At 63.0% G+C, this 21,564-nt stretch carries 17 protein-coding genes; 7 read left to right on the top strand and 10 right to left on the bottom strand.

The window, feature by feature from the left end; genetic code table 11:
- Positions 1-100 precede the first annotated feature (100 nt).
- Entirely contained in the window at positions 101-1,276 is a 1,176-nt protein-coding gene (locus tag X757_RS157520) for an MFS transporter (protein ID WP_023725612.1), read from the bottom strand.
- Positions 1,277-1,547: 271 nt separating this feature from the next.
- Between X757_RS157520 and X757_RS157525 the strand changes: the two genes are divergently transcribed.
- From X757_RS157525 to X757_RS157545, 5 genes are all read left to right on the top strand, one after another.
- Positions 1,548-3,125, top strand: coding sequence for a trimethylamine methyltransferase family protein (locus X757_RS157525; protein WP_023700316.1), 1,578 nt, complete (start codon positions 1,548-1,550; stop codon positions 3,123-3,125).
- Positions 3,126-3,340: 215 nt separating this feature from the next.
- Complete coding sequence (locus tag X757_RS157530) at positions 3,341-3,805, top strand: endonuclease domain-containing protein (protein WP_156933415.1); 465 nt, start codon at positions 3,341-3,343, stop codon at positions 3,803-3,805.
- 18 nt (positions 3,806-3,823) lie between these two features.
- Entirely contained in the window at positions 3,824-6,394 is a 2,571-nt protein-coding gene (locus X757_RS157535) for an FAD-dependent oxidoreductase (protein ID WP_023725610.1), read from the top strand.
- Between the two features lie 84 nt (positions 6,395-6,478).
- Positions 6,479-8,008, top strand: coding sequence for a glycosyltransferase family 39 protein (locus X757_RS157540; RefSeq protein ID WP_023725609.1), 1,530 nt, complete (start codon positions 6,479-6,481; stop codon positions 8,006-8,008).
- A gap of 55 nt (positions 8,009-8,063) precedes the next feature.
- Positions 8,064-9,371: a Xaa-Pro peptidase family protein gene (locus X757_RS157545; RefSeq protein WP_023725608.1), complete on the top strand. Its 1,308-nt coding sequence runs from the start codon at positions 8,064-8,066 to the stop codon at positions 9,369-9,371.
- Here X757_RS157545 and X757_RS157550 read toward each other — a convergent pair.
- Together X757_RS157550 and X757_RS157555 are read right to left on the bottom strand one after the other, a co-directional pair.
- A complete protein-coding gene (locus X757_RS157550; RefSeq protein WP_023725607.1) occupies positions 9,336-10,163 on the bottom strand; it encodes a phosphate/phosphite/phosphonate ABC transporter substrate-binding protein in 828 nt (275 codons plus the stop codon). The two genes, X757_RS157545 and X757_RS157550, sit on opposite strands and share 36 nt — an antisense overlap.
- 91 nt (positions 10,164-10,254) lie before the next feature.
- The gene (locus X757_RS157555) at positions 10,255-11,265 is read right to left on the bottom strand and encodes a fatty acid desaturase (protein ID WP_031251153.1); all 1,011 of its coding nucleotides are present in this window, start codon (positions 11,263-11,265) and stop codon (positions 10,255-10,257) included.
- Between the two features lie 224 nt (positions 11,266-11,489).
- On the opposite strand from X757_RS157555, the gene X757_RS157560 reads away from it, so the two are divergent.
- On the top strand, positions 11,490-12,347 hold the full coding sequence (locus X757_RS157560) for a helix-turn-helix domain-containing protein (protein WP_023681768.1): 858 nt from the start codon (positions 11,490-11,492) through the stop codon (positions 12,345-12,347).
- A gap of 114 nt (positions 12,348-12,461) precedes the next feature.
- A complete protein-coding gene (bmt, locus tag X757_RS157565; RefSeq protein WP_023725605.1) occupies positions 12,462-13,484 on the top strand; it encodes a betaine--homocysteine S-methyltransferase in 1,023 nt (340 codons plus the stop codon).
- A gap of 8 nt (positions 13,485-13,492) precedes the next feature.
- Here bmt and X757_RS157570 read toward each other — a convergent pair whose 3' ends face one another.
- The 7 genes from X757_RS157570 to X757_RS157600 all read right to left on the bottom strand — a co-directional run bounded on the left by X757_RS157570 (position 13,493) and on the right by X757_RS157600 (position 21,357).
- On the bottom strand, positions 13,493-13,759 hold the full coding sequence (locus tag X757_RS157570; RefSeq protein ID WP_023753429.1) for a hypothetical protein: 267 nt from the start codon (positions 13,757-13,759) through the stop codon (positions 13,493-13,495).
- Between the two features lie 241 nt (positions 13,760-14,000).
- A complete protein-coding gene (locus X757_RS157575; protein WP_023725604.1) occupies positions 14,001-16,112 on the bottom strand; it encodes a VWA domain-containing protein in 2,112 nt (703 codons plus the stop codon).
- A 2-nt stretch (positions 16,113-16,114) separates the two neighbouring features.
- Positions 16,115-16,675 (bottom strand): RNA polymerase sigma factor, encoded by a 561-nt coding sequence (locus X757_RS157580; RefSeq protein ID WP_023688122.1) that lies wholly within the window; start codon positions 16,673-16,675, stop codon positions 16,115-16,117.
- Between the two features lie 215 nt (positions 16,676-16,890).
- Positions 16,891-18,069: an NAD(P)/FAD-dependent oxidoreductase gene (locus X757_RS157585; RefSeq protein WP_023725603.1), complete on the bottom strand. Its 1,179-nt coding sequence runs from the start codon at positions 18,067-18,069 to the stop codon at positions 16,891-16,893.
- Between the two features lie 95 nt (positions 18,070-18,164).
- The gene (locus tag X757_RS157590) at positions 18,165-18,902 is read right to left on the bottom strand and encodes a dienelactone hydrolase family protein (RefSeq protein WP_023725602.1); all 738 of its coding nucleotides are present in this window, start codon (positions 18,900-18,902) and stop codon (positions 18,165-18,167) included.
- A 104-nt stretch (positions 18,903-19,006) separates the two neighbouring features.
- Positions 19,007-19,693 carry a hypothetical protein gene (locus tag X757_RS157595; RefSeq protein WP_023725601.1) on the bottom strand — a complete coding sequence of 229 codons (687 nt, stop codon included), beginning with the start codon at positions 19,691-19,693 and terminating at the stop codon, positions 19,007-19,009.
- Between the two features lie 89 nt (positions 19,694-19,782).
- Positions 19,783-21,357 carry a trimethylamine methyltransferase family protein gene (locus X757_RS157600; RefSeq protein WP_023670403.1) on the bottom strand — a complete coding sequence of 525 codons (1,575 nt, stop codon included), beginning with the start codon at positions 21,355-21,357 and terminating at the stop codon, positions 19,783-19,785.
- Between the last annotated feature and the right edge of the window lie 207 nt (positions 21,358-21,564).

Below are 21,564 nucleotides of genomic sequence, written 5' to 3'. Positions count from 1 at the left end.
AAACCAGGTTCAGGACTAGCTTTTCTGTCCGACGCGGGTAAGCCCCGCCCCGCGAAAAACCGTTTGCTCCAGACAAGGCCTGTCAGGAGCTTTTGGGCCGTCAGGAGTTTTGGCGCTTGAACGATCGGTAGAGCGCGAAGCTCACCAGCAGCGCGTCGAGTCCGGCGATTACCACCGGCAGGCCGAGCGGACCGATGACCTGCATCAGCGCACCGGCGCCGGGCGGGCCGACAATGCCGCCGGCGCCCCACATCAAGGCAAAGGCGGCGTTACCGGCGACCAGCACGGTTCCCTTGAAGCGGCTGCCGAGCTCCACCAGCGCCATGGTGTAGACGCCATAGCCGACCGCTCCCATGACGAGAAGGACGAGCCAGATCGCCGGCGTCGTGATCAGCAACGGCAGCAAAACCGCGCAGGCCGTTGTCACCAACGCACAGAAGATGATCATCGCCCGCCCGCCGAAACGCTCGGCAAGCAGGCCGAGCGGGATTTGCAGGAAGATGTTTCCCAGCGACAGTGCCATCACCAGGGCCGCCAGCGTCCTTTCGGGCAGGCCATAGGCAGCACCGAAGACCGGCATCAATGCGTAGGTGCCCTGCTGGACCGCCGCCGAAACCAGCACGGCAAACAACAGCGCCGGCGCCAGCCTGGCGAAACCGAAAAAGCCGCCGGGCAATTGGCCGTCATCCTCGAAGCCGGCGAGGCTTGACGAAACAGCACGAAGGATCGCGGCGCACAGGATGAAGCCGGCCATGCCGACCAGGAAAGGAACCCAGCCCGATATCCCTACCGCGGTCAGGACCAAAGGCCCCGCAGCATAGCCAGCGCCCAGCACGGTGTTGAATGCCCCCATCACCCTGCCGCGGCGCGATGGCGGCGCCAGCGACAGCGCCCATACTTCGCCCAGTATATAGAGCGGGTTGATGACGATACCGATGATGAAGCGGATGACGAACCAGCCCACCCAGTCCTGCAGGTAGCCGATGCCGAGGAAGCACAGCGCCCCAATCAATGAGCAACCCACAGCCAGGTTGCGCGCGCCGACCAGCCGAACGGCTGCCGGCACGAACGAGGCCGAAAGGATCAGACCAAGCGGCATCATCGCTGCCGACAAGCCGATCAGCGCCGGCGACATGCCTTGCTTCTGCATCAGCAGCGTAAACAGCGGCGAGCTCAGCCCTTGCGCCGCACCGAACATCGCGAGGGCGGCAGTTACGCCGGCAAGCGCCGCCCATTGCGTCCCCGCTTCGCCATCGCTCGAACCGGTCGCAGCCATGATGCCTTCCACATGAATTGCCGGCCCATCCAGCGGCAAACCACTGAGCTAGCGGTTCGATTTAGGGAAAGGAAGGGCCGCGCCTGAAATCCCCTTGCGCCAAGAGCCGAAGTGGGCGCGTCCTGTCCGCCAATCCCCGGCAAGGTTGTCAGCTATCGGACTGCCGTTCGGGCATGTCGCTTCCCTCGTCCTAGTGGTCGCCGCCTCCGCAATCGCCGGACAGCCGCCGGTCCATTATGCCGCCCGCTACCAGCATCGTACGAGGACCATCATGACCGCCGCCCTGCATCCAGCCGAACCGCCTTTGGCAACCGACCGTGCCCGTCGCGGTGGCCGTGCGGGCAAGCGCGCCGGCGGCTCGGCCGCCTTCGAACAGCCGGCTTTTCGGCAACTGAGAAATCCGCTAACGCCGACCAAGCTGGTCTCTGACGACGAGCTGGAATCGATCCACCTCGCCTCGCTGCGCGTCTTGAGGGAAATAGGCGTCGACGTGCTGCATGACGAAGCGCGCCGCATCATGAAGGAAAATGGCGCTGATGTCCGCGAGGGCAGCGAGCGCGTGCGCTTCGACAGCGACATGATCCTCGATCTCATCTCCAACTGCCCGTCGGAATTCACGCTCCATGCCCGCAACCCGGCGCACAATGTGCGCTTCGGCGGCAACAATGTGATCCTGTCGATGATGGCGTCGGCACCGAACTGCTCCGACCTCGATCGCGGCCGCCGTCCGGGCAACCAGCAGGACTACCGCAACTTCCTGCGCCTGGCACAGATGCACAACATCCTGAACTGCACCGGCGGCTATCCGGTCGAGCCGACCGACATCCACCCGTCGGTGCGCCACCTCGAATGCATCCGCGACCTCGCCACGCTGACCGACAAGGTGTTCCACATCTATTCGCTCGGCAAGGAGCGCAATGTCGACGGCATCGAGATCGCCAGGATCGCCCGCGGCATCAGCCATGAGCAGATGCTCGAAGAGCCGTCCGTCTTCACCATCATCAACACCAACTCGCCGCTGAAACTGGATGTGCCGATGATGGAAGGCATCATCCAGATGTCGAGCAAGGGTCAGGTCGTCGTCATCACGCCCTTCACCCTGTCCGGCGCGATGGCGCCGGTGACCATCGCCGGTGCGCTGGTGCAGCAAAATGCCGAGGCGCTGTCCGGCATCGCCTTTGCCCAGATGGTGAGAAAGGGCGCGCCGGTTGGCTATGGCGGCTTCACCTCGAATGTCGACATGAAGTCAGGCTCGCCGGCCTTCGGCACACCTGAATATATGAAGGCGCAGCTTGTCGGCGGCCAGCTTGCCCGCCGTTACAAGATCCCCTACCGCACCTCCAATACCTGCGCCGCCAACACCGTCGACGCGCAGGCAGCCTATGAAAGCGTGTTCTCGCTGTGGGGCGCCATCCAGGGCGGCGGCAATCTGATGATGCACGGCGCCGGCTGGCTCGAAGGCGGCCTGCGCTGTTCCTACGAGAAGACCATCCTGGACATCGACCTGTTGCAGATGGTGGCCGAGTTCCTCACCCCGCTCGACCTGTCCGACGAAGCGCTCGGCTTCGACGCCATCCAGTCGGTCGGCCCCGGCGGCCATTTCTTCGGCACCCAGCACACGCAGGACCGCTACAAGACAGCCTTCTACTCGCCCATCCTCTCCGACTGGCGCAATTTCGAGACCTGGGCCGAAGCCGGATCGCCGACCGCGCTGGAAAAGGCCAACAAGGTCTGGAAGGAGCGGCTGGCATCCTACGAGGAACCCTATATGGACCCGGCAATTCGCGAAGAGCTCAACGACTTCGTCGAAAAGCGCACGTCCGAAGGCGGCGCGCCGACCGATTTTTGATCAATGTTGTTGATGAACAGTCGACCCCCACTCCGTCGAGCTTCGCTCGACACCTCTCCCCCGATCGACGGGGGAGAGGAAAGGCGCGAGCNCTCCGTCGAGCTTCGCTCGACACCTCTCCCCCGATCGACGGGGGAGAGGAAAGGCGCGAGCCTATGCAAGGGCGCGAATTTATGCGGGCTGGCTCCCTTCCTCTCCCTCCGGAGGGGGGAGAGGTGGCGCCGCGAAGCGGCGACGGAGTGGGGGACGGCGCTCATGAAACCCGCAGTCGCCGCAAGATGGGCACCACCCAACGCGCGCGAACGCTGAGGCAAGGCGGCAATCAGGCGGAAGCATTGCTATGGCTTGAATTGAAGGCGCGCAAGCTTGGCGGCTATCGCTTCACCCGCCAGTTTTCCATCGGACCCTTTTTTGCAGACTTCGCCTGCCGCGAAAAATGGCTTGTCGTGGAAATCGACGGCCATCAACACGCCGGCAGCTCCTATGACCGTCGCCGTGACGATTTCATGCGCGCGCAAGGCCATTCGATCCTGCGTCTCTGGAACCATGACGTCCTGAACCATCGCACTTCCGTCAGCGAAACCATCCTTGCCGCGCTTGATGGCAGGTTGGCCGAGAACGTCGCTGCGGCCGATCTCCGCTTTGTTTTCACGCCACGCCCATTCGATTCAATCTCTTAAAAAACGGACCTATCTCTCATGAAATCTCACGTTAAAGCGGTTGTCATTGGCGGCGGCGTCGTTGGCTGCTCGGTGCTCTATCACCTGGCCAAGGCCGGCTGGACCGACATCATGCTGATCGAGCGGTCCGAGCTCACCTCCGGCTCGTCCTGGCACGCAGCCGGCGGCTTCCACACGCTGAACGGCGATCCAAACGTCGCCAAGCTGCAGGCCTATACGGTGCAGCTCTACAAGGAGATCGAGGAAATCTCCGGCCAGTCCTGCTCGCTGCATCTGACCGGCGGCGTGATGATGGCCGATACGCCCGAGCGCATGGATTTTCTGCGCCTGGCCCACGCCAAGGGCCGCTATCTCGGCATGGACACCGAGCTGATCACGCCCTCCGAAGCCAAGGCGATGTTCCCGCTGATGGACGAGACCAATTTCGTCGGCGCCATGTGGGATCCGGTCGAAGGCCATCTCGATCCCTCCGGCACGACGATCGCCTACTCCAAAGCGGCCAAGAAGCTGGGCGCCGAGATCGTGCTGCGCAACCGCGTCGTCGAACTGACGCAGGAAGTTGACGGCACCTGGAACGTCGTCACCGAACAGGGCACCGTCCACGCCGAGCATGTCGTCAACTGCGGCGGCCTGTGGGCGCGCGAGATCGGCCGCATGGTCGGCGTCGAACTGCCGGTGCTGGCCATGGAGCACATGTACCTGCTCACCGAGCCGATGCCCGAGGTCGAAGAGTTCAACAAATCGACCGGCCGCGAGATGATCGGCGTGCTCGACTTCAAGGGCGAGATCTACACCCGCCAAGAGCGCAACGGCATCCTGCTCGGCACCTATGAAAAAGCCTGCAAACCCTGGTCGCCGGTCAATACGCCGTGGGATTTCGGCCATGAACTGCTGCCGCCGGACCTCGACCGCATCGCGCCGTCGCTGGAGATCGGCTTCAAGCATTTCCCCGGCATCGAGAAAGCCGGCATCAAGCAGATCATCAACGGCCCCTTCACCTTCGCGCTTGACGGAAATCCGCTGGTCGGGCCGGTGCAGGGCCTGACCAATTTCTGGTGCGCCTGCGCCGTCATGGCCGGCTTCAGCCAGGGCGGCGGCGTCGGCCTCGCGCTGTCCAACTGGATGGTGCATGGCGATCCCGGCTTCGACGTCTGGGGCATGGATGTCGCCCGCTTCGGCGAGTGGGCCGGCCTGCGCTACACCAACGCAAAGGTGCGCGAAAACTATTCGCGCCGCTTCTCCATCCGCTTCCCCAATGAAGAGCTGCCGGCTGCGCGCCCTGCACAAACCACCCCGCTCTACGACACGATGCTCGCCAACAACGCCGTCATGGGCGATAGCTGGGGCCTGGAGACCCCGCTGTGGTTCGCGCCGAAGGGCAAGGAGCCGAAGGACGTCGTCTCCTTCCACCGCTCAAACGATTTCGGTCCTATCGGCGAGGAAGTGCGCGCCACGCGCGAACGCGTCGGCGTCACCGAAATCGCCAACTTCGCCAAATACGAAGTGTCGGGACCTGCGGCTGAGGATTTCCTCAACCGGCTGATGACCAACCGCATGCCGAAGATCGGCCGCATCGTGCTGACGCCAATGATCAACGAATTCGGCAAGCTGATCGGCGACTTCACCATCGCCAAGGCAGGCGAAGACAGATTTATGATCTGGGGCTCTTCCGCCGCGCAGAAATACCACATGCGCTGGTTCGAGAAACACCTGCCGAAGGATGGTTCGGTGCGCATCCACCGCTTCGATCAGACGCTCGTCGGCCTGTCGATCGCCGGGCCGAAATCGCGCGACCTCTTGCAGAAGCTGGTCGATGTCGACATCTCGACGAAAGCTTTCCGCTTCATGGATTTCCGCGAAATGGCGGTCGGCGGCGCGCCCTGCATGGTCAACCGCATCACCTATACCGGCGATCTCGGCTATGAAATCTGGATGGCGCCGGCCTATGAGCGTCTGGTCTACAAGGCGATCAAGGACGCCGGCGAGGAGTTCGGCCTCGTCGATTTCGGCATGCGCGCTTTGCTCTCCATGCGCCTGGAGAAGAACTTCCCGACCTGGTACCGCGAGCTGCGCCCGATCTACGGCCCGTTCGAAGGCGGGATGGACCGCTTCATCAAGCTGGAGAAGAACGACTTCATCGGCCGCGAGGCCGCCGCCAAGGAACAGGCGGAAGGACCGAAACTGCGCCGTGTCTCCTTCATCATCGATGCGGCCGACGCCGATGTCATGGGCGACGAGCCGATCTGGGCCAAGGTCGGCAAGGACTATGGCACGGTGGAAAAGCCGCATGGCTATGGCGCGCCGCGCTTCGACATGGCGGGCAAGGAAGTGCGTGGCTCGAAGGCTGCCGAAGGCGCTTCCGCCGTGCGCGGCATCGTCGACGGCGACTGGCGCGTGGTCGGCTGGGTCACCTCGGGCGGTTACGCGCACTATGTGCAGAAATCGATGGCGCAGGGCTATGTGCCGGCGGCACTCGCCGAGGACGAAAGTGCCGGACTGTTCGAGATCGAGATCCTCGGCCACCGGCGTCCGGCGCGCATCAATGTCGAGGCGCCCTTCGACCCCAGCGGCGAGAAGATGCGGACCTGAAAAGGCGACAGGGAGCGTGAGATCGTGTAAGGGGCCTTCGGCAGTTGGCCGCAGGCATTTTCCCTCGATGAGAAGACGATCCCCTTGCAGTATCTAGAGAAATGGACGGACTGGCTCGGCGAAGGCAAGGTCGGTCCCTTCAACGCCGCACTGGTCTGCGTCGCGGTCTATTGCGTCGTCCAGATCGTGGTGATGGCGCTGCTGTCCCATGTCGTGGGAACCGGTGTCGGCGTAGACGATTCCGAACAGCTGATGTACATGCGCTACCTCTGGGCTGGCTATGGCGGCTCGCAGCCGCCGCTCTACACCTGGCTTGCCCGCCTCGTCGCCGTCGTGGTCGGAACGAACATCCTGGCGCTCAAGATCGTGAAGTACCTGCTGATCGGAGCGGCGCTGGCGTCGGTTTTCATCGCTGTCCGCCGCCTGGGCTATTCCAGCCGCGCTGGCGCCGCCGCATTGTTCGGCCTGCTGTTGTTTCCGCAGATGGTGTGGGAGATGCAGCACGCCCTCACCCACTCGATCGCCGCTTTCTGTTTTTCAGTGGTGCTGTTTCTTGCGCTCGTTGAACTGGTGCAGCGGCGTTCGCTGGCCACCTATGTGCTGTTTGGCGTGGCGATGGCCGCCGCCATCCTGTCGAAATACAACAACGCGATCTTTCTCGGCGCGCTGATGCTGTCCACCCTGTCGCTGCGCGAAACGCGCGGCGTCATCCTCAACCGCCGGTTTTCGATCAGCCTTGTCGTGGCGGTGCTGCTTTGCCTGCCGACGCTCTACTGGAACCTGACCTACACCGACCAGTTGCTGTCGCACAGCGGCGGCTTCGGCATGGGCAGAGGAGAGAGCGCCATACAAACCGCATTCTACGGAATGCGCGGACTGGGCAAGGCTATCCTGTATTTCGCCGTGTTGCCGGCCGGCATATTCGTCGCGGCTTTGCTCATCGCATGGAAAAAGCCGGCGCCGGCTCTGCAACCGGCGCCATGGACCGAGAAACTGGTGTGGCGCACCATTGCTTTTGCCCTGGCGATGACCATCGTGCTCGTCCTGGCGAGCGGGACGACGCAATTTCGCGATCGCTGGATGCTTCCCATTCTTGTGTTGCTGCCGGTCGCGCTGGCCTTGCGGATGGATGCCAGAGGCGACAAGGGAAGGAAGGTGCAGGACGTCGTCGTCTTTGTCGGCGCAACGCTTGCAATCCTCGTGCTGCCGGTGACCTGGTACACGCACCTCAATGGCGGCGACAGCCGCGGCAGCATCGTGCGTGTCGACTACCAGTCGTTCTATGGCCAGCTGACGGCAAACGGTCCGGTTCGCACGGCGATATCGAGCTGGCACTGGGTGGGAAATCTGCGTCTTGTCGATCCCGATCTGGTCGTGCTCGACGACGAGATGCCGGACTTCGGCCATTTGCTGATCGAGCCGGCGGTGCTCGTGATGGCCAATGACAAGGAACCTCCCGAGGGCATCCTGCGGGCCTTGAGCGAGGCCGGCTATGTCGCTGACGGCTCGCCGCAGCAGTTGGTCGTTCCGATGTTGTTCGACAGCGAGCCGCCCACCCGCACGCTGACGGTCACGCGGCTGAAGAAAGCGGCCGCGGGCGCAGCGCCACAGTAAGTCGGCAGGGAGGCGTCGGGTGGAGAAACAAGGGTTCGGTCGTCATCGCAAGATCATGCCGTTCGAGCCCGGCTCCGTCGAAGCCTTGCGCGAAACATCGCGCCAGAAGGCGGCGTCGCTGAACCAGCATGTGCTGGGCTATGGCGCGCTGGCTGAAGCCGAATGGCAAGCGGCAGGCATCGCCGCGCCCGATCTTGCCGCGATGCGCAAATACCGGCTCGAGCGCCTCCGCGCCGAACTGAGGCGCCGAAACTACGCCGGCGCGCTGCTCTACGACCCCGTCAACATCCGCTACGCCACCGATTCGACCAACATGCAGCTGTGGGTCGCGCACAATCCGACCCGCCACTGCTTCGTCGCCACTGAGGGACCCGTGGTGCTGTTCGACTATTTCTCCTGCGAGCATCTGTCCGATCATTCCGGCGTCGTCGACGAGGTGCGGCCGGCAGTGTCGTGGATGTATCTCTATGGCGGCGAGCTGACCGAGCACAAAGTCCGCCGCTGGGCGGCCGGCATCGCCGATCTGGTCAAGGAGCATGGCGGCGGCAACAGCCGCATTGCGGTCGACCACATCAACCCGGAAGGCGTCGAGGAACTCGCCCGCCTCGGCATTTCGATCGGCAATGGCGAAGCGGTGATGGAAAATGCGCGGCTGATCAAATCGCCGGACGAGATCCTCGCCATGCGCCGCGCAATCGTCGCTTGCGAAGCGGCGATGGGTGAAATGGAGAAGGCGCTGACGCCGGGCATTTCCGAAAACGAATTGTGGGCCGAACTCCACCGCGGCAACATTGCGCGCGGCGGCGAATGGATCGAAACCCGGCTGCTTGCCTCGGGACCGCGCACCAATCCGTGGTTCCAGGAATGCTCATCGCGGGTGATCGAAGCAGGCGACCTCGTCGCCTTCGACACCGACCTGATCGGCCCCTACGGCTTCTGCGCCGATCTCTCCCGCACCTGGCTTTGCGGCGATGCGAGACCATCGAACGAGCAACGGGACCTCTTCCACATCGCCGCCGACCAGATCGCCCACAACACGCAATTGATGCAGCCCGGCATATCCTTCCGCGACCTGGTCGAACGCTCGGTGGTGGCGCCGGGAGATTGCTTCCCGGCGCGCTACGGCGTGCTCTATCACGGCGTCGGCCTCGCCGACGAGTACCCGACCCTGCCGCATGCAAGCGACTGGACGCCGGACACGCCCGACGGCGCGCTGGAGCCGGGAATGGTGCTGTGCGTGGAAAGCTATATCGGCCGTCTCGGCGGCCATGAGGGCGTCAAGATCGAGGAACAGATCCTGATCACCGCGACCGGTAACGAGCAGCTTTCAACCTACAAGCTGGATGCGAGGCTGCTCGGCTGATCCGGCAAGCGCCTCGCGCAGAGCCTTGAGCGTCTTTTCCGGCGTCGTCCTGGCGGTGATGTAGGGCAGGCCTTTGCGCCTTGCCGTCCAGCCGACGACCTTCACGGCGTTTGCCGCAGGCTCGAAACGCTGCGCCAGCGCCCAGCTCTCACAGTCGATGGCAGCTATATCCGCCTTGCCCTCGGCGACCGCGACGATCGAGCCGCGATGGCCACGGCTCTCGCTGCGCGAGGGAAACATATCCATGCTCTCGCCGGCGGCCTGCAGGTCGCGCGTCAGCGCGATGATGCCCGACATCGAATCGAGGCTGTTGTAGGTAAAACGCTTGCCACGCATCAGATCGAGCGGCAGCAAGGCTTTGCCATCCGCCGGCGAGCTAACCTCCGGTCCCTCGCCTGTGCGCATCACCAGCGCGCTGGAATAGAGTTCGCCCTGGCCGCCTTCGTAAGCGTCGTAGCTCGGCTGGCCGACCACCTGCACATGCTTGCTCAGGCCGAGTTCCATCGGCCCCCAGCAGGTCTGCGCGAACAGCAGCGCCGGATGCAGCCAAAGCTGGTGATGGTCGAGTTCGTCCGGCGGCAGTATCGCCGGATCGGGCGCGATCAGTCTGCCCTCGGCGTCGTGGATACCGCCCGGCACCGGCGGCAGGTCGCCATTGCGGCGCACGATTTTCTGCGGCCCATCGACGCCCCTGTGCCGAAAAGCATCGCGCAACGCTGCCCATTGCGCGTCGACCTCGCCGCGCACTTCGGGCCAGTCATACATCGGCAATGCCGCAACCAAATCACTCATGCCGACACTCAATCATCATGGCTCGGGAAAGGATCGCAAAAACGCGGCGTCCAATCAGAATTGGCCGACACGGGTTCGGGAAGTCCGGGGATTATTCCTTCGGCGGCTCGGCCGGAACCGGCGCGCTGCCAAGCCCGCTGATGCTGCGCGCCCTGATGCGCGGCTTGAACGCCCTGCCCGGCTCGGCCTGGCGGCGCAGCACCGGGTGCACGATCGGCTCCTTGGCCTTGAAGGCGTAGGCCTTGATCAGTGCGAAATAGTTCGGATAGGCGTAGCCATTGTTCATCCGCAGCCACTCGTCGCGGCGGTCGGCAAACAGTTTTGGCAGCCTGTACCAGGCAACGGTCGGGGTCTTGTGGTGAACGAAGTGCAGATTGTTGTTGAGGAACAGGAACGACAGCGGCGAGCGCTCGATGATCACCGTGCGTCCTTCAGGGTGCTCGGACCACTGATGTTCGGCGAAAGTCCGGACCGCGATCAGCGACTGGCCGAGCCAGACCGGCACCAGAATGTAGAGCCATACCGGAATGCCGAAGCCGAACTGCACGATCGGCACCACGATGGCGAGGCCGATCGCATGCAGCAGCCATGCCTTGCCGATCATCTTATCGCCGGCAATCACATGCCTGGCGTCGTCGACGAAGAAACCGATGCAGGACAGCCAGGGGCCGAGAAAGAAACGGCCGGCCATGGTGTTGTTGATCTTGAGCAGGAATTTCATCGTCGGCGGCAGATCGTTATGCATCCACAACGCCTGGTAATAGCTCTCGGGATCGTCGAGCGGATCGGTCAGGCGCTCGTCGGCGTGGTGGCGCAAATGGAGCGTCTTGAAGCGACGGAACGGCCAGACCAGGCCGATCGGCAGGAAGACGAAGGCTTCGTTGATGAGCGCGCTGCGCGTCGGATGGCCATGCAGCACTTCGTGCATGATCGACGACTGCAAGGCCAGGATGAAGCCGAGGAGAAGAAGTGCCAGGACCGGATAAGAGGGCCAGAGCAGGAGCCCGGCAGCGAGCCACATTCCGTAACAGAAGACAGCGAGGACCACGGTCGGCCACTCGATGGCCGCTGCGTCGCGTCGCTTGATGCGCTTGCCTGTCATGCTATCGACCACTGTCCCTCAGTCGCCGGAATTGGTTCCTGACAGCATAGTGTCAGGAGAAGCGATTCCGCTCAACGAGACAAAGTGTACAAAATGTTGCGATTGCGCATTTTTGACCGCAGATGTTATACATTGTAAACAACCCTACGGATTCATTTACGCTGGAAGTGCTGATTCGACGGCTCGGGCGCAAATTTTTCCTAAGAGAGTGCGGAGAACGAACAGTGGACAAACGGGACCTTTCGGCAATCTTCCGGGAGCGCCTGAAGCTGCTCCTGACACGGTCCGATCTCAACCAGTCAGCTTTCGCGTCAGCAGTCGGCATCGACCGGTCGGCGCTGTCGCAACTGATGTCCGGCGCCTCGACGCGCCTGCCACGTGCCGAAACGCTGCTCAACATCGCCGCCGAATTCAAGATCTCGCTGGACTGGCTGCTCGGCCTCTCCCAGGATGAAGGCGTCACCGGCGAAATCCGCGAAAGCCTGGAGATCGAAGAGGCGCCCGACGGCTTCGACCGCACGCTGCTCGCCAAATGGTTCGCCGAGGCCGCAGGCACCAAGATCCGCTATGTGCCGGCCGGCATTCCCGATCTCCTGCGCACACGCCAGCTGGTCGACTACGAAGCCAACATCACCAACCGCAGCCGTCTGGCGCAGGCCAGCGAGACGCAGTACCGCATCGAGTACAACCGGCGCCCTGAGACCGACATGGAGGTCTGCATGCCGCGCCATACGCTTGAGATCTTTGCCCGCGGCCTGGGCGTCTGGGACCGCTTTCCCGAGGCTGACCGCCGGCAGCAGCTTGCCCATATGGCGACGCTGCTTGACGATCTCTACCCCACCTTCCGCCTGTTCCTCTATGACGGCCGCATGCGCTATTCCATCCCGCTGACCATCTTCGGCCCTTATCGCGCCGCCATCTATGTCGGCGACATGTATGTCGTGCTGAACGCCACCCAGCCGGTCCAGGCGCTGACCCAGCATTTCGACAATCTGATCCGGGCCGCCGACATCAACCCGCATGAGGCCGCCGCCTACGCGCGCAATCTGGCCGGCGCGTCATTTCCATCGGGTTCTGCCTGATCCCCAACGCCCCGGAAAGGTGCGCCGCGCGGCATTGCCGGTCGCAAACACATTGACTGGACATAAAGACTTCTTTATATCCTTATTCCATTCAAATATCTGAAAGTCGATCCGATGACCGCGAACAATCCCATCGATGCTCTGCTGGCCGAAAAGGGCGTGCTGCTCGCCGATGGCGCCACCGGCACCAATCTGTTCGCCATGGGTCTGGAGGCCGGCGAAGCGCCCGAGTTGCTGAACGAGACAGCGCCCGACACCATCACCAGCCTGCACCAGAATTTCGTCGACGCCGGCGCCGATATCATCCTCACCAACTCGTTCGGCGGCACCCGCCACCGGCTGAAGCTGCATCATGCGCAGGACCGCGTGCATGCGCTGAACAAGCGCGCCGCCGAGATTGCCCGCGCGGTCGCCGACAAGGCCGACAGGAAAGTCATCGTCGCCGGCTCGGTCGGTCCGACCGGCGAGTTGCTGGTGCCGCTCGGCGCCATGACCTATGACGAAGCAGTCGAGGCTTTTGCCGAGCAGATCGAGGGTCTCAAGGAAGGCGGCGCCGAAGTCGCCTGGATCGAGACCATGTCTGCGCCGGACGAAATCCGCGCCGCGGCGGAGGCCGCCATCCGCGTCGGCCTGCCCTACACCTATACCGGTTCGTTCGACACTGCCGGCCGCACCATGATGGGCCTGCTGCCCAGGGATATCCACGGCGTCGTCGACGGACTTTCAGAGACACCGCTCGGTGTCGGCGCCAATTGCGGTGTCGGCGCCTCCGACATCCTGGCCTCGCTGCTCGACATGACCGAGGCGAAGCCGGAAGCGACGGTGATCGTCAAGGGCAATTGCGGCATTCCCGAATTTCGTGGCACCGAGATCCATTATTCCGGCACGCCGGAGCTGATGGCCGACTATGTCCGGCTGGCGGTGGATGGCGGCGCGAAGATCATCGGTGGCTGCTGCGGCACGTCGTTCCAGCACCTTGCCGCCATGCGCAAGGCGCTCGACGCGCACACCAAATCCGAACGCCCGACCGTCGCGGCGATCGTCGAGCGCATCGGTCCGATGCGCAACAAGGTGGCGACGGAAAACACCGCCGAGACCAGCGAAGCCCGCCGCGAACGCCGCCGCACCCGGGCCTGATATCGAACTTATTCGCTGTTTTCAGCGTAACGCGATAGCGCCGTCTTGAAATCCAGGGCGGTGCTGTCGGCGCTTTCATTCATCGTCACCAGGTCACCCGACGACTGCGGATTGCCGATCTGCTCCAGCATGACGCGAAAGCGGTCATTGGTCAGCGCCGACTTTGCGGTATTCCGGGCTGCGTCGACGTCATCCATGATGCGCCTGGATTCTGGCGACAGCGTTCCCGACGCCTGCGTGTGTCTCACCGCCGGCGTCGTGTTTCCAATGTTCATGATCTGCAATTCCCGGCTCCCCAAGCCCAGTCCCGACCCCATGCAATAATAGCAGGGCATTGCGATGACGTTCCGGAAAAGCTGCGCAATTTAACGATCAGGCGGATCATCTGTGCGCTTCGGATCAATCGATCCGAAAAAAAGGCCGGCAGGGTTTCCCCCGCCGGCCTGCCTCACCCGCCCGTAGCCGGTTCCCCGTATCAGAACGACCCCCGTCTGAAAGGAACCGGCTGTATTGCCACTACCGGTTACCGCCGAGCGCCGAGGCAAGGCGCACAAGCGAAAGGAACTCGGACCTGTACCCAAACGGGTCGGCTCCTCGGGCGGCGGTGGCAATCTCCATGATCTTGTCGTAGCCGAACTTCGCGGTCGCATCCTCGTCGCGCAGCTTCTGGCCGAAGGCGGCGACAGCGACGGAGAAACGCTGGTCGGTGCTGGCCTGGTCGAAGGACGCGACCTCGTTGGCCGACGTCACCGGCGTGGTGATCAGCTTCGAGACGTCTTCGTTCGGCAGCTTGTAGCGGATTTTCACGAAGGCATATTCGTCGGCGTTGGCGACGCCGCCATTGTCGACCGCGGCCTGGCCGTAGCGCAGCGGATCCATCTGCTCGCCGCCACTGCCCTTCGGCGTGATCTCGTAGATGGCGGTCACCGAATGACCGGAGCCGATATCGCCGGCATCGACGCGGTCATTGTTGAAGTCCTCGCGGTTCAAGGCGCGGGTTTCATAGCCGATCAGCCGGTACTCCGAGACCTTGTCCGGATTGAACTCGACCTGGATCTTGACGTCCTTGGCGATGGTGAACAGCGTCGAGGAGGCATCCTCGACCAGAACCTTCTCAGCCTCGGCCAGCGTGTCGATATAGGCGGCGGTGCCGTTGCCGTTCTGGGCGATGGTCTGCATCATCTGGTCGTTCAGATTGCCGCGTCCAAAGCCGAACACCGACAGGAAGACGCCGGTCTTGCGCTCCTGCTCGATCAGTCGCTTCAGATCGTCGTCATCGGTCTGGCCGACATTGAAGTCGCCGTCCGTGGCCAGCATCACACGGTTGATGCCGTCCTTGACGAAGGACTGCTGGGCAAGCTTGTAGGCTTCCTTGATACCCGCCTCGCCGGCCGTCGAGCCGCCGGGCGACAGATTGTCGATGGCGTTGAGGATCTTGTCCTTCTCGGTAACCTTGGTCGGCATCAGCACGGTGCCGGCGTCACCGGCATAGGTGACGATCGAGATGGTGTCGTCCGCCTTGAGCTTGCTGACCAGCAGCCGGAAAGCCGACTTGAGCAGCGGCAGCTTGTCCGGCTCATCCATCGAACCCGAGACGTCGATCAGGAACACCAGATTGGCCTTGGGCTGCTCGACCGGCTTGATGTCGAAGCCCTTGATGGCGACGTGCATCAGCTTGGTGTGCCCGTTCCACGGCGTCGGCATGACGCTGACGGTCGAGTTGAACGGCGTCGAAGCCGAGTCCGGACCCTTCCAGTCATAGGGGAAGTAATTGACCATCTCCTCGACGCGGACCGTATCGGCCTGCGGCAGGTAGCCCTGCTTCAGCGAGCCGCGGACGAAGGAATAGGAAGCGGTGTCGACGTCGATCGAGAAGGTCGAGACCGGATCCTGAAGGGCTGCATGCACCGGATTGGTCTTGAAATCCTCGACGCGGTCGCGGTTTGGCTCCTGCGACGCAATCTGGTCGGCCGGCATCGTCGAAGGCTGCGCCAGGTACTTGGATTCGGTCGCGCCGGCCATGCGGTCGACCCGCGCGCCGCCGGCCGGGGCAGCGGTGCCGTCAAGCGAAAACTCGCGGCTCTCAACTGGCGCAGGCTCGGCCAACACGCCGCGCCCCAGCGCATCCTGCTGCGCAGGGGCGACAGCAACGGTCGATTCGGGCTTCGGCGGCGCGGGTGGCGTAAGCGGCGTAGTGGTGTCGCGGCTTCGCACATCGGCGTCGGCCTTCTTGTCGCCTTCAGGCGCCTGCTTTTCTTTTACCGGCGCGTTGATCGCCGGCCCATTGGTTGCCGGCTTGTCGGCCAGCGTTTCGGTGATCTTCTCGTCGCCGCCGAACGGCAACGGCTGTTCCCTCAGCATGTGGAAGGTGGCGTATCCGGCGATCGGCAGGGCGACGAGCCCGGCAATGGCTGGCGTGGCGATGAGTTTCTTTTGCATGATCTCGCTCCAGAGCTTTTGTGCTCGCTCTGTGAGACGAAGCCCGCCGACCGATCCTTGGGTGACGGCAGAAATATTTTCCTGATCATAGGCGCTCATGGCGGCTTCGAAGGCGCGTGCCTTCGCGCTTTCGCCCGGCGCCGGTACTGCTGCGTCGCGCAGCCTGTTGAGTTCGTTGTCGTCGACCATGGTCACACTTCCCCGGCTGAACGAATCAACGTCTTCAGCCGTTTCTTCGCTTCATGGATGTGCCAGGAAACCGTCGTCTCCGAGATTGCCATCGCCTCGGCGGCGGCCGCATGGCTCAAACCTTCGCCATAGACCAGAAGTACTGCATCGCGCTGCTTGTCCGGCAATTGCCGCACCGCTGCCCAGAGCGCCTCAGTGGGATCTTCAGGTTCGGCCGAGGCCTCTCCCGATATCATGCTGTAGGCGCCGAAAGCCTCGGTCTTGACGTTTTCGCGCGTGGTCTTGCGCATCATGTCGCGCGCCGCGTTCAACGTCACGGAATAGAGCCATGTCGTGAACGCGCCGCCGCCGCGGTAGTCGCGGATCGCCTTGCCGAGACGGACACAGACCTCCTGGGCTATGTCTTCGGCATCGGCCTTCTTTCCGCACCAGCGATAGGCGGCGCGATAGACGAAGTCGTAGTGCCGCTCCAGCAATTTGCCGAAGGCGCCCCTGTCTCCGCCCTTCGCCCGCCCGATCAATTCGGCGTCGGAGGCTTCGCTTTCATCCAGCATCATCGCCATCATTTGCCTGTTGGACGAAGGCTAATGGCCAATCCTTGGGGTTATGGAAAGATTTTTTTCCGAGGCGACGGATGCACGCGCAACAGGTGCGCTGAGATTCAGGTCAGGCCGAGCCGAAAACGATGGATTTCGAGAACCGGAGCGGAGCGTACTTTTGGTACGCGAGCACCGGAAGCACAGAAAGCCGTCGTTTGCAGGCCGGCCTCACCTGAATATCAGCACACCTGGCCCGAGGCCCAGCCGGACGACCAAGCCCACTGAAAATTATAGCCGCCCAGCCAGCCCGTGACATCGACGACTTCGCCGATGAAAAACAGCCCCGGCACGGATTTCGCCTGCATCGTCTTCTGATCGAGCCCGTTGGTATCGACACCGCCAAGCGTCACTTCCGCCGTGCGGTAACCCTCGGAGCCGGCCGGCTTGATGCGCCAGTCGTTGACGGCGGCTTCGACGGTTTTCATTTGCAGGTCTGTCAAATCAGCGAGATTGCCATCGATCCCACTGCGCTCGGCGACTGCTTGCGCAAGGCGCTTCGGCAAATGGTTTGCAAGCACCGTCTGCACCGCTTGCCTGCCGTTGACGCGCCGGGCGGCGCGAAGCAGTTCCGCCACATCCCTCCCCGGCAGCATGGCGATGCGGATCTCGTCGCCCTCGCGCCAATAGGACGATATCTGCAGGATGGAAGGCCCGCTCAAGCCGCGATGCGTAAACAGCATCGCTTCTGAAAACCGCGTCTTGCCGCAGGCGACTTCGGCATCGACGGCATTGCCGGCCAAAGGCGCCAGCCGCTCCAGCGTTCTTGCGTCGAAGGTAAGCGGCACCAGCGCCGGCCGTGTTTCCACCACCGCAAGGCCGAATTGCGCCGCAAGCTCGTAGCCGAAACCGGACGCGCCCATTTTGGGGATCGACTTGCCCCCGCAAGCCACGACCAACGAGTTGCAAGCGACGCTGCCAGCGGAGAGCGTCAGCACAAACCCGTCCGCGGTCTTGCTGACGTTCCTCACCTCGGTCGACAACGCCAGTTCCACACCCCAATCCTGCATGTCGGAAACCAGCATGTCGATGACCTGGCGCGCCGAGCCGTCGCAAAACAGCTGTCCCAGCGTCTTCTCGTGATAGGCAATGCCATGGCGTTCGACGAGCGCGATGAAGTCGCCTTGCGTGTAGCGGCTGAGCGCCGAAATGCAGAAATGCGGATTGCCGGAGATGAAATTCTTCGGGCTGGTGTGGATGTTGGTGAAATTGCAGCGGCCGCCGCCGGAGATGCGGATCTTCTCGCCGGGCTTTGTCGCGTGATCGAGCACCAGGACCGAGCGGCCGCGCTTGCCCGCCTCGATGGCGCACATCATTCCGGCCGCACCGGCGCCGATCACCACGACATCATAGGATTGCATCAGGCTGTTCGTTCCCGCTCGACTGGCGCTGTTTTAACAGGCCGCGCCAATCGTGCAGTCTCTACCCGTTCGTTGCGACTTCAGGCAACGCCTCGTTAGATCAGCGTCTCGGCGAACAGCGTCGTCAGTCGCTTCCAGTGGCGCTCGGCGCCGGCCGCGTTGAAGACGCTGTGATCCGACACGCACCAGCCATGCGCCATGCCGGCATAGTTTTCGATGACGTGGTCGACTTCCGCCACGCGCAGCGCCTCGGCCAGTCGAGCCGACTGCTCCGGCGGAAAGCTGCGGTCCACCCCAGACGTTCCGACATAGACCCGCGCCTTGATCATTGCAGCCTTGCGGTGCGGACTGTCGGCGGCATCGCTGGCCAGATTGCCGCCATGGAAGCTTGCCGCCGCCACGATGCGATCGGGATAGGTTGCAGCCGCATTCAAGGCCCGCGCCCCGCCCATGCAGTATCCGACGACACCGACCGGTCCGGTGACACCTTCAGCGGTAAGCGTGTCGAGGAACGCCCTGCTGTCGCGGATGGTCATGTGCTGTGTCGTGCCGTGGACCAACGCCGTCAGCGCGACCTTGGTCTCCTCGACGACGAAAGCGGTCTTGGGCTCGAACGGCCCGTAGGGTGCTTTGCGATAGAAAAGATCCGGCACCAGCACCGCATAGCCCTCACCCGCCAGCCGCTCCGCCATTGCGTCGAGCGCCGGTCGCGGACCGAAGGCGTCCATGTAGAGAATGATACCGGCCTTGACCGGGGAAACAGTCGCCGAACGGAACAATCCCGCCTTCGCCACGCCGTCTCCGGTCTTGATCTCAATGTCCTGCTTCGCCATGGCTCGCCCCATTGATTGTCGTGCGATACATATAAGCAGGCATTGTCAGGGCAAGCCGTTCCCTGACAATCCCGTTCAACACTTTGTGCAGGCGTTCAACGCCGCTACAGGCCGGCAAACGCCGTCATGTGAAAGGCCTGAACCTCAGGCGGATAGCGATGGGCCGTGCCATACGGACAAGCGTTGCGGTCGAGGCAGCCGCCGCCGCGGCATGGTTCGCCCTTCGATCCCCGCACATGCGCCAGGCAAGCCTGATGAGCGAAACCATCCGCGGAATAGGCGTCAACCGGACAGGATTTCAGGCAAGGTTTTGCCACACAGGCGTCGCAAAGGTGAATCGATGCGTGAGCTTCTGGAGCCGCGATCTCGTCTTCGAACAGCAACGCGCCGCGATAGGCATGCCAGAGCCCGTACTGCGGATGCATCAGGATGCCCAGCGGCGACGGTCTCAGCCCCTCCGCTCGCATCGCCCATTGCTGGAACGGCAGATAAGGTCTGTCCGAAGGCGAAACGGCGCGCGCGCCGAATTTCTCCGCCACCGCACCGATCACTTCGCGCGACCATGTGTCGAGCGGATTAGCAATGGTTTGCGGTTGCCGGTCGCGCCAGCGCAGGAAATGCGGCCAGGGTGCCGCTCCCGCCTGCCCCACCAACAGCACGGATTTGGCGGGGGCAACTGAAGGGCCATGCGGCGGCGTTTCGCTTGTTGCGAAATTGAAGCCGCCGCGCAGGATGAGGCCGTCGGCGGAAAGCGCGGCCGCTATCTCGTCAGCCCGGCGCCGCGCAATCATCCCTTCTTGTCCGGGTCGGAGAAAGCGCTCCGCCAGACTTCCTTGTGGATGATGTTGGCGACTTTAGCCCCGCCTGACTCGGGCTCCTTTCAGGTGAAGGCGTCAGCCATCGACGCCTTCTTCGTCGCGATGTAGTCCTTCAGCCCGTCGTCGATGCCCGGATCGAGATACGGCGCCTCATAGGTCTCCAGCCAGCGGCGGGCGAGTTCGTTGGCGCGCTGCGGCGCTGTCTTCTCGCCCTCGGCCAGCCACTGCTCGTAGGAATTGTTGTCGGCGATGCTGGAGCGGTAGAAGGCGGTCTGGAAATTGGCCTGGGTGTGGTCGCAGCCGAGATAGTGGCTGCCCGGGCCAACCTGGCGGATGGCGTCCATCGCCTGGCCGTTTTCCGAGAGGTCGACGCCTTCGGAAAACTTTTGCGTCATGCCGAGCTGGTCGATGTCCATCATGAATTTTTCGTAGCAGGACGCCAGTCCGCCTTCGAGCCAGCCTGCCGAATGCAGGACGAAATTGGTGCCGGCAAGAATGGTCGAGTTCAGCGTGTTGGCGCTCTCATAGGCGGCCTGCGCGTCCGGAACCTTGGAGGCGCAGAGCGATCCGCCGGTGCGGAACGGCAGGCCGAGCCGGCGGGCAAGCTGTGCGGCGCCGTAGGAAACCAGCGACGGCTCCGGTGTGCCGAAGGTCGGCGCACCAGACTGCATGGAGATCGACGAGGCGAAGGTGCCGAACAGTACCGGCGCGCCGGGGCGGATCAACTGCGTGAAAGAGGCACCGGCCAGCACCTCGGCCAGAACCTGTGTCAGCGTGCCGGCCACCGTGACCGGGCTCATCGCGCCGGCAAGGATGAACGGCGTGACGATGCAAGCCTGGTTGTGACGCGAATAAACCTTCAGCGCGCCCAGCATGGTTTCGTCGAACACCATCGGCGAATTGGCGTTGATCAGGCTGGTCAGCACGGTGTTGTTTTCGACGAAATCGTCGCCGAACACGATCTTGGCCATGGCGACGGTGTCTTCGGCCCGCTCTGGCGCCGTCACCGAACCCATGAACGGTTTGTCCGAATATTTGATGTGGCTGTAGATCATGTCGAGATGGCGTTTGTTGACCGGCACATCGACCGGCTCGCACACCGTGCCGCCCGAATGGTGGATCGACGGCGCCATATAGGCGAGCTTCACGAAATTCCGGAAATCCTCGATCGTCGCGTAGCGCCTGACACCGTCGAGATCGCGCACGAAGGGCGGACCATAGACCGGCGCGAAGACCGTGGCGTTGCCGCCGATCTGCACCGAACGTTCGGCGTTGCGCGCATGCTGGGTGTAGATGGGCGGCGCGGTCTTCAGCAGCGAGCGGCAGAGGCCCTTGGGAAAATGCACGCGCTCGCCCTTGACGTCGGCGCCCGCCTCTTTCCAAAGCTGCAGCGCCTCGGCGTCGTCGCGAAAGATGATGCCGATCTCTTCCAGCACCGTATCGGTGTTGTTTTCGATAATCGCCAGGCCTTCCTCGTTGAGGACCTCATAGATGTTGATCTTGCGCTTGATATAGGTGAGCTGGGTGCCCGGTCCGCCGCCCGAGCGCGCCGCCCGCCTTGCAGCCGCGCCGCCGCTGGCAGCACGTCCACGTCGCGCATTGGACGCTTCCTGGTCGACTGACGCGTTTTCACTCATGATCGTTTTTTCCCTAAAAACCGTTTGCGGCCGCGTATGGCGGCTTCTCGCCCGGATCGTAGTCATGCACCCTATTCGAAACGGCCCGCCAGCGCCAACGCCTGTCGCAAAATCGACAAGAATTCCAATAGATTTGCGGTCGCTTTCCTTTTGCGGGAAGTCGCAAATCAGCTATGGATACCTGCCCCCGCCGGGTTAGGTATTGAC

The sequence above is a fragment of the Mesorhizobium sp. LSHC412B00 genome (assembly GCF_000503035.1).
Classification (GTDB): domain Bacteria; phylum Pseudomonadota; class Alphaproteobacteria; order Rhizobiales; family Rhizobiaceae; genus Mesorhizobium.
The sequence above is the reverse complement of the archived record's forward strand: the minus strand, read 5'-3'. Positions and strand labels throughout refer to the sequence as shown.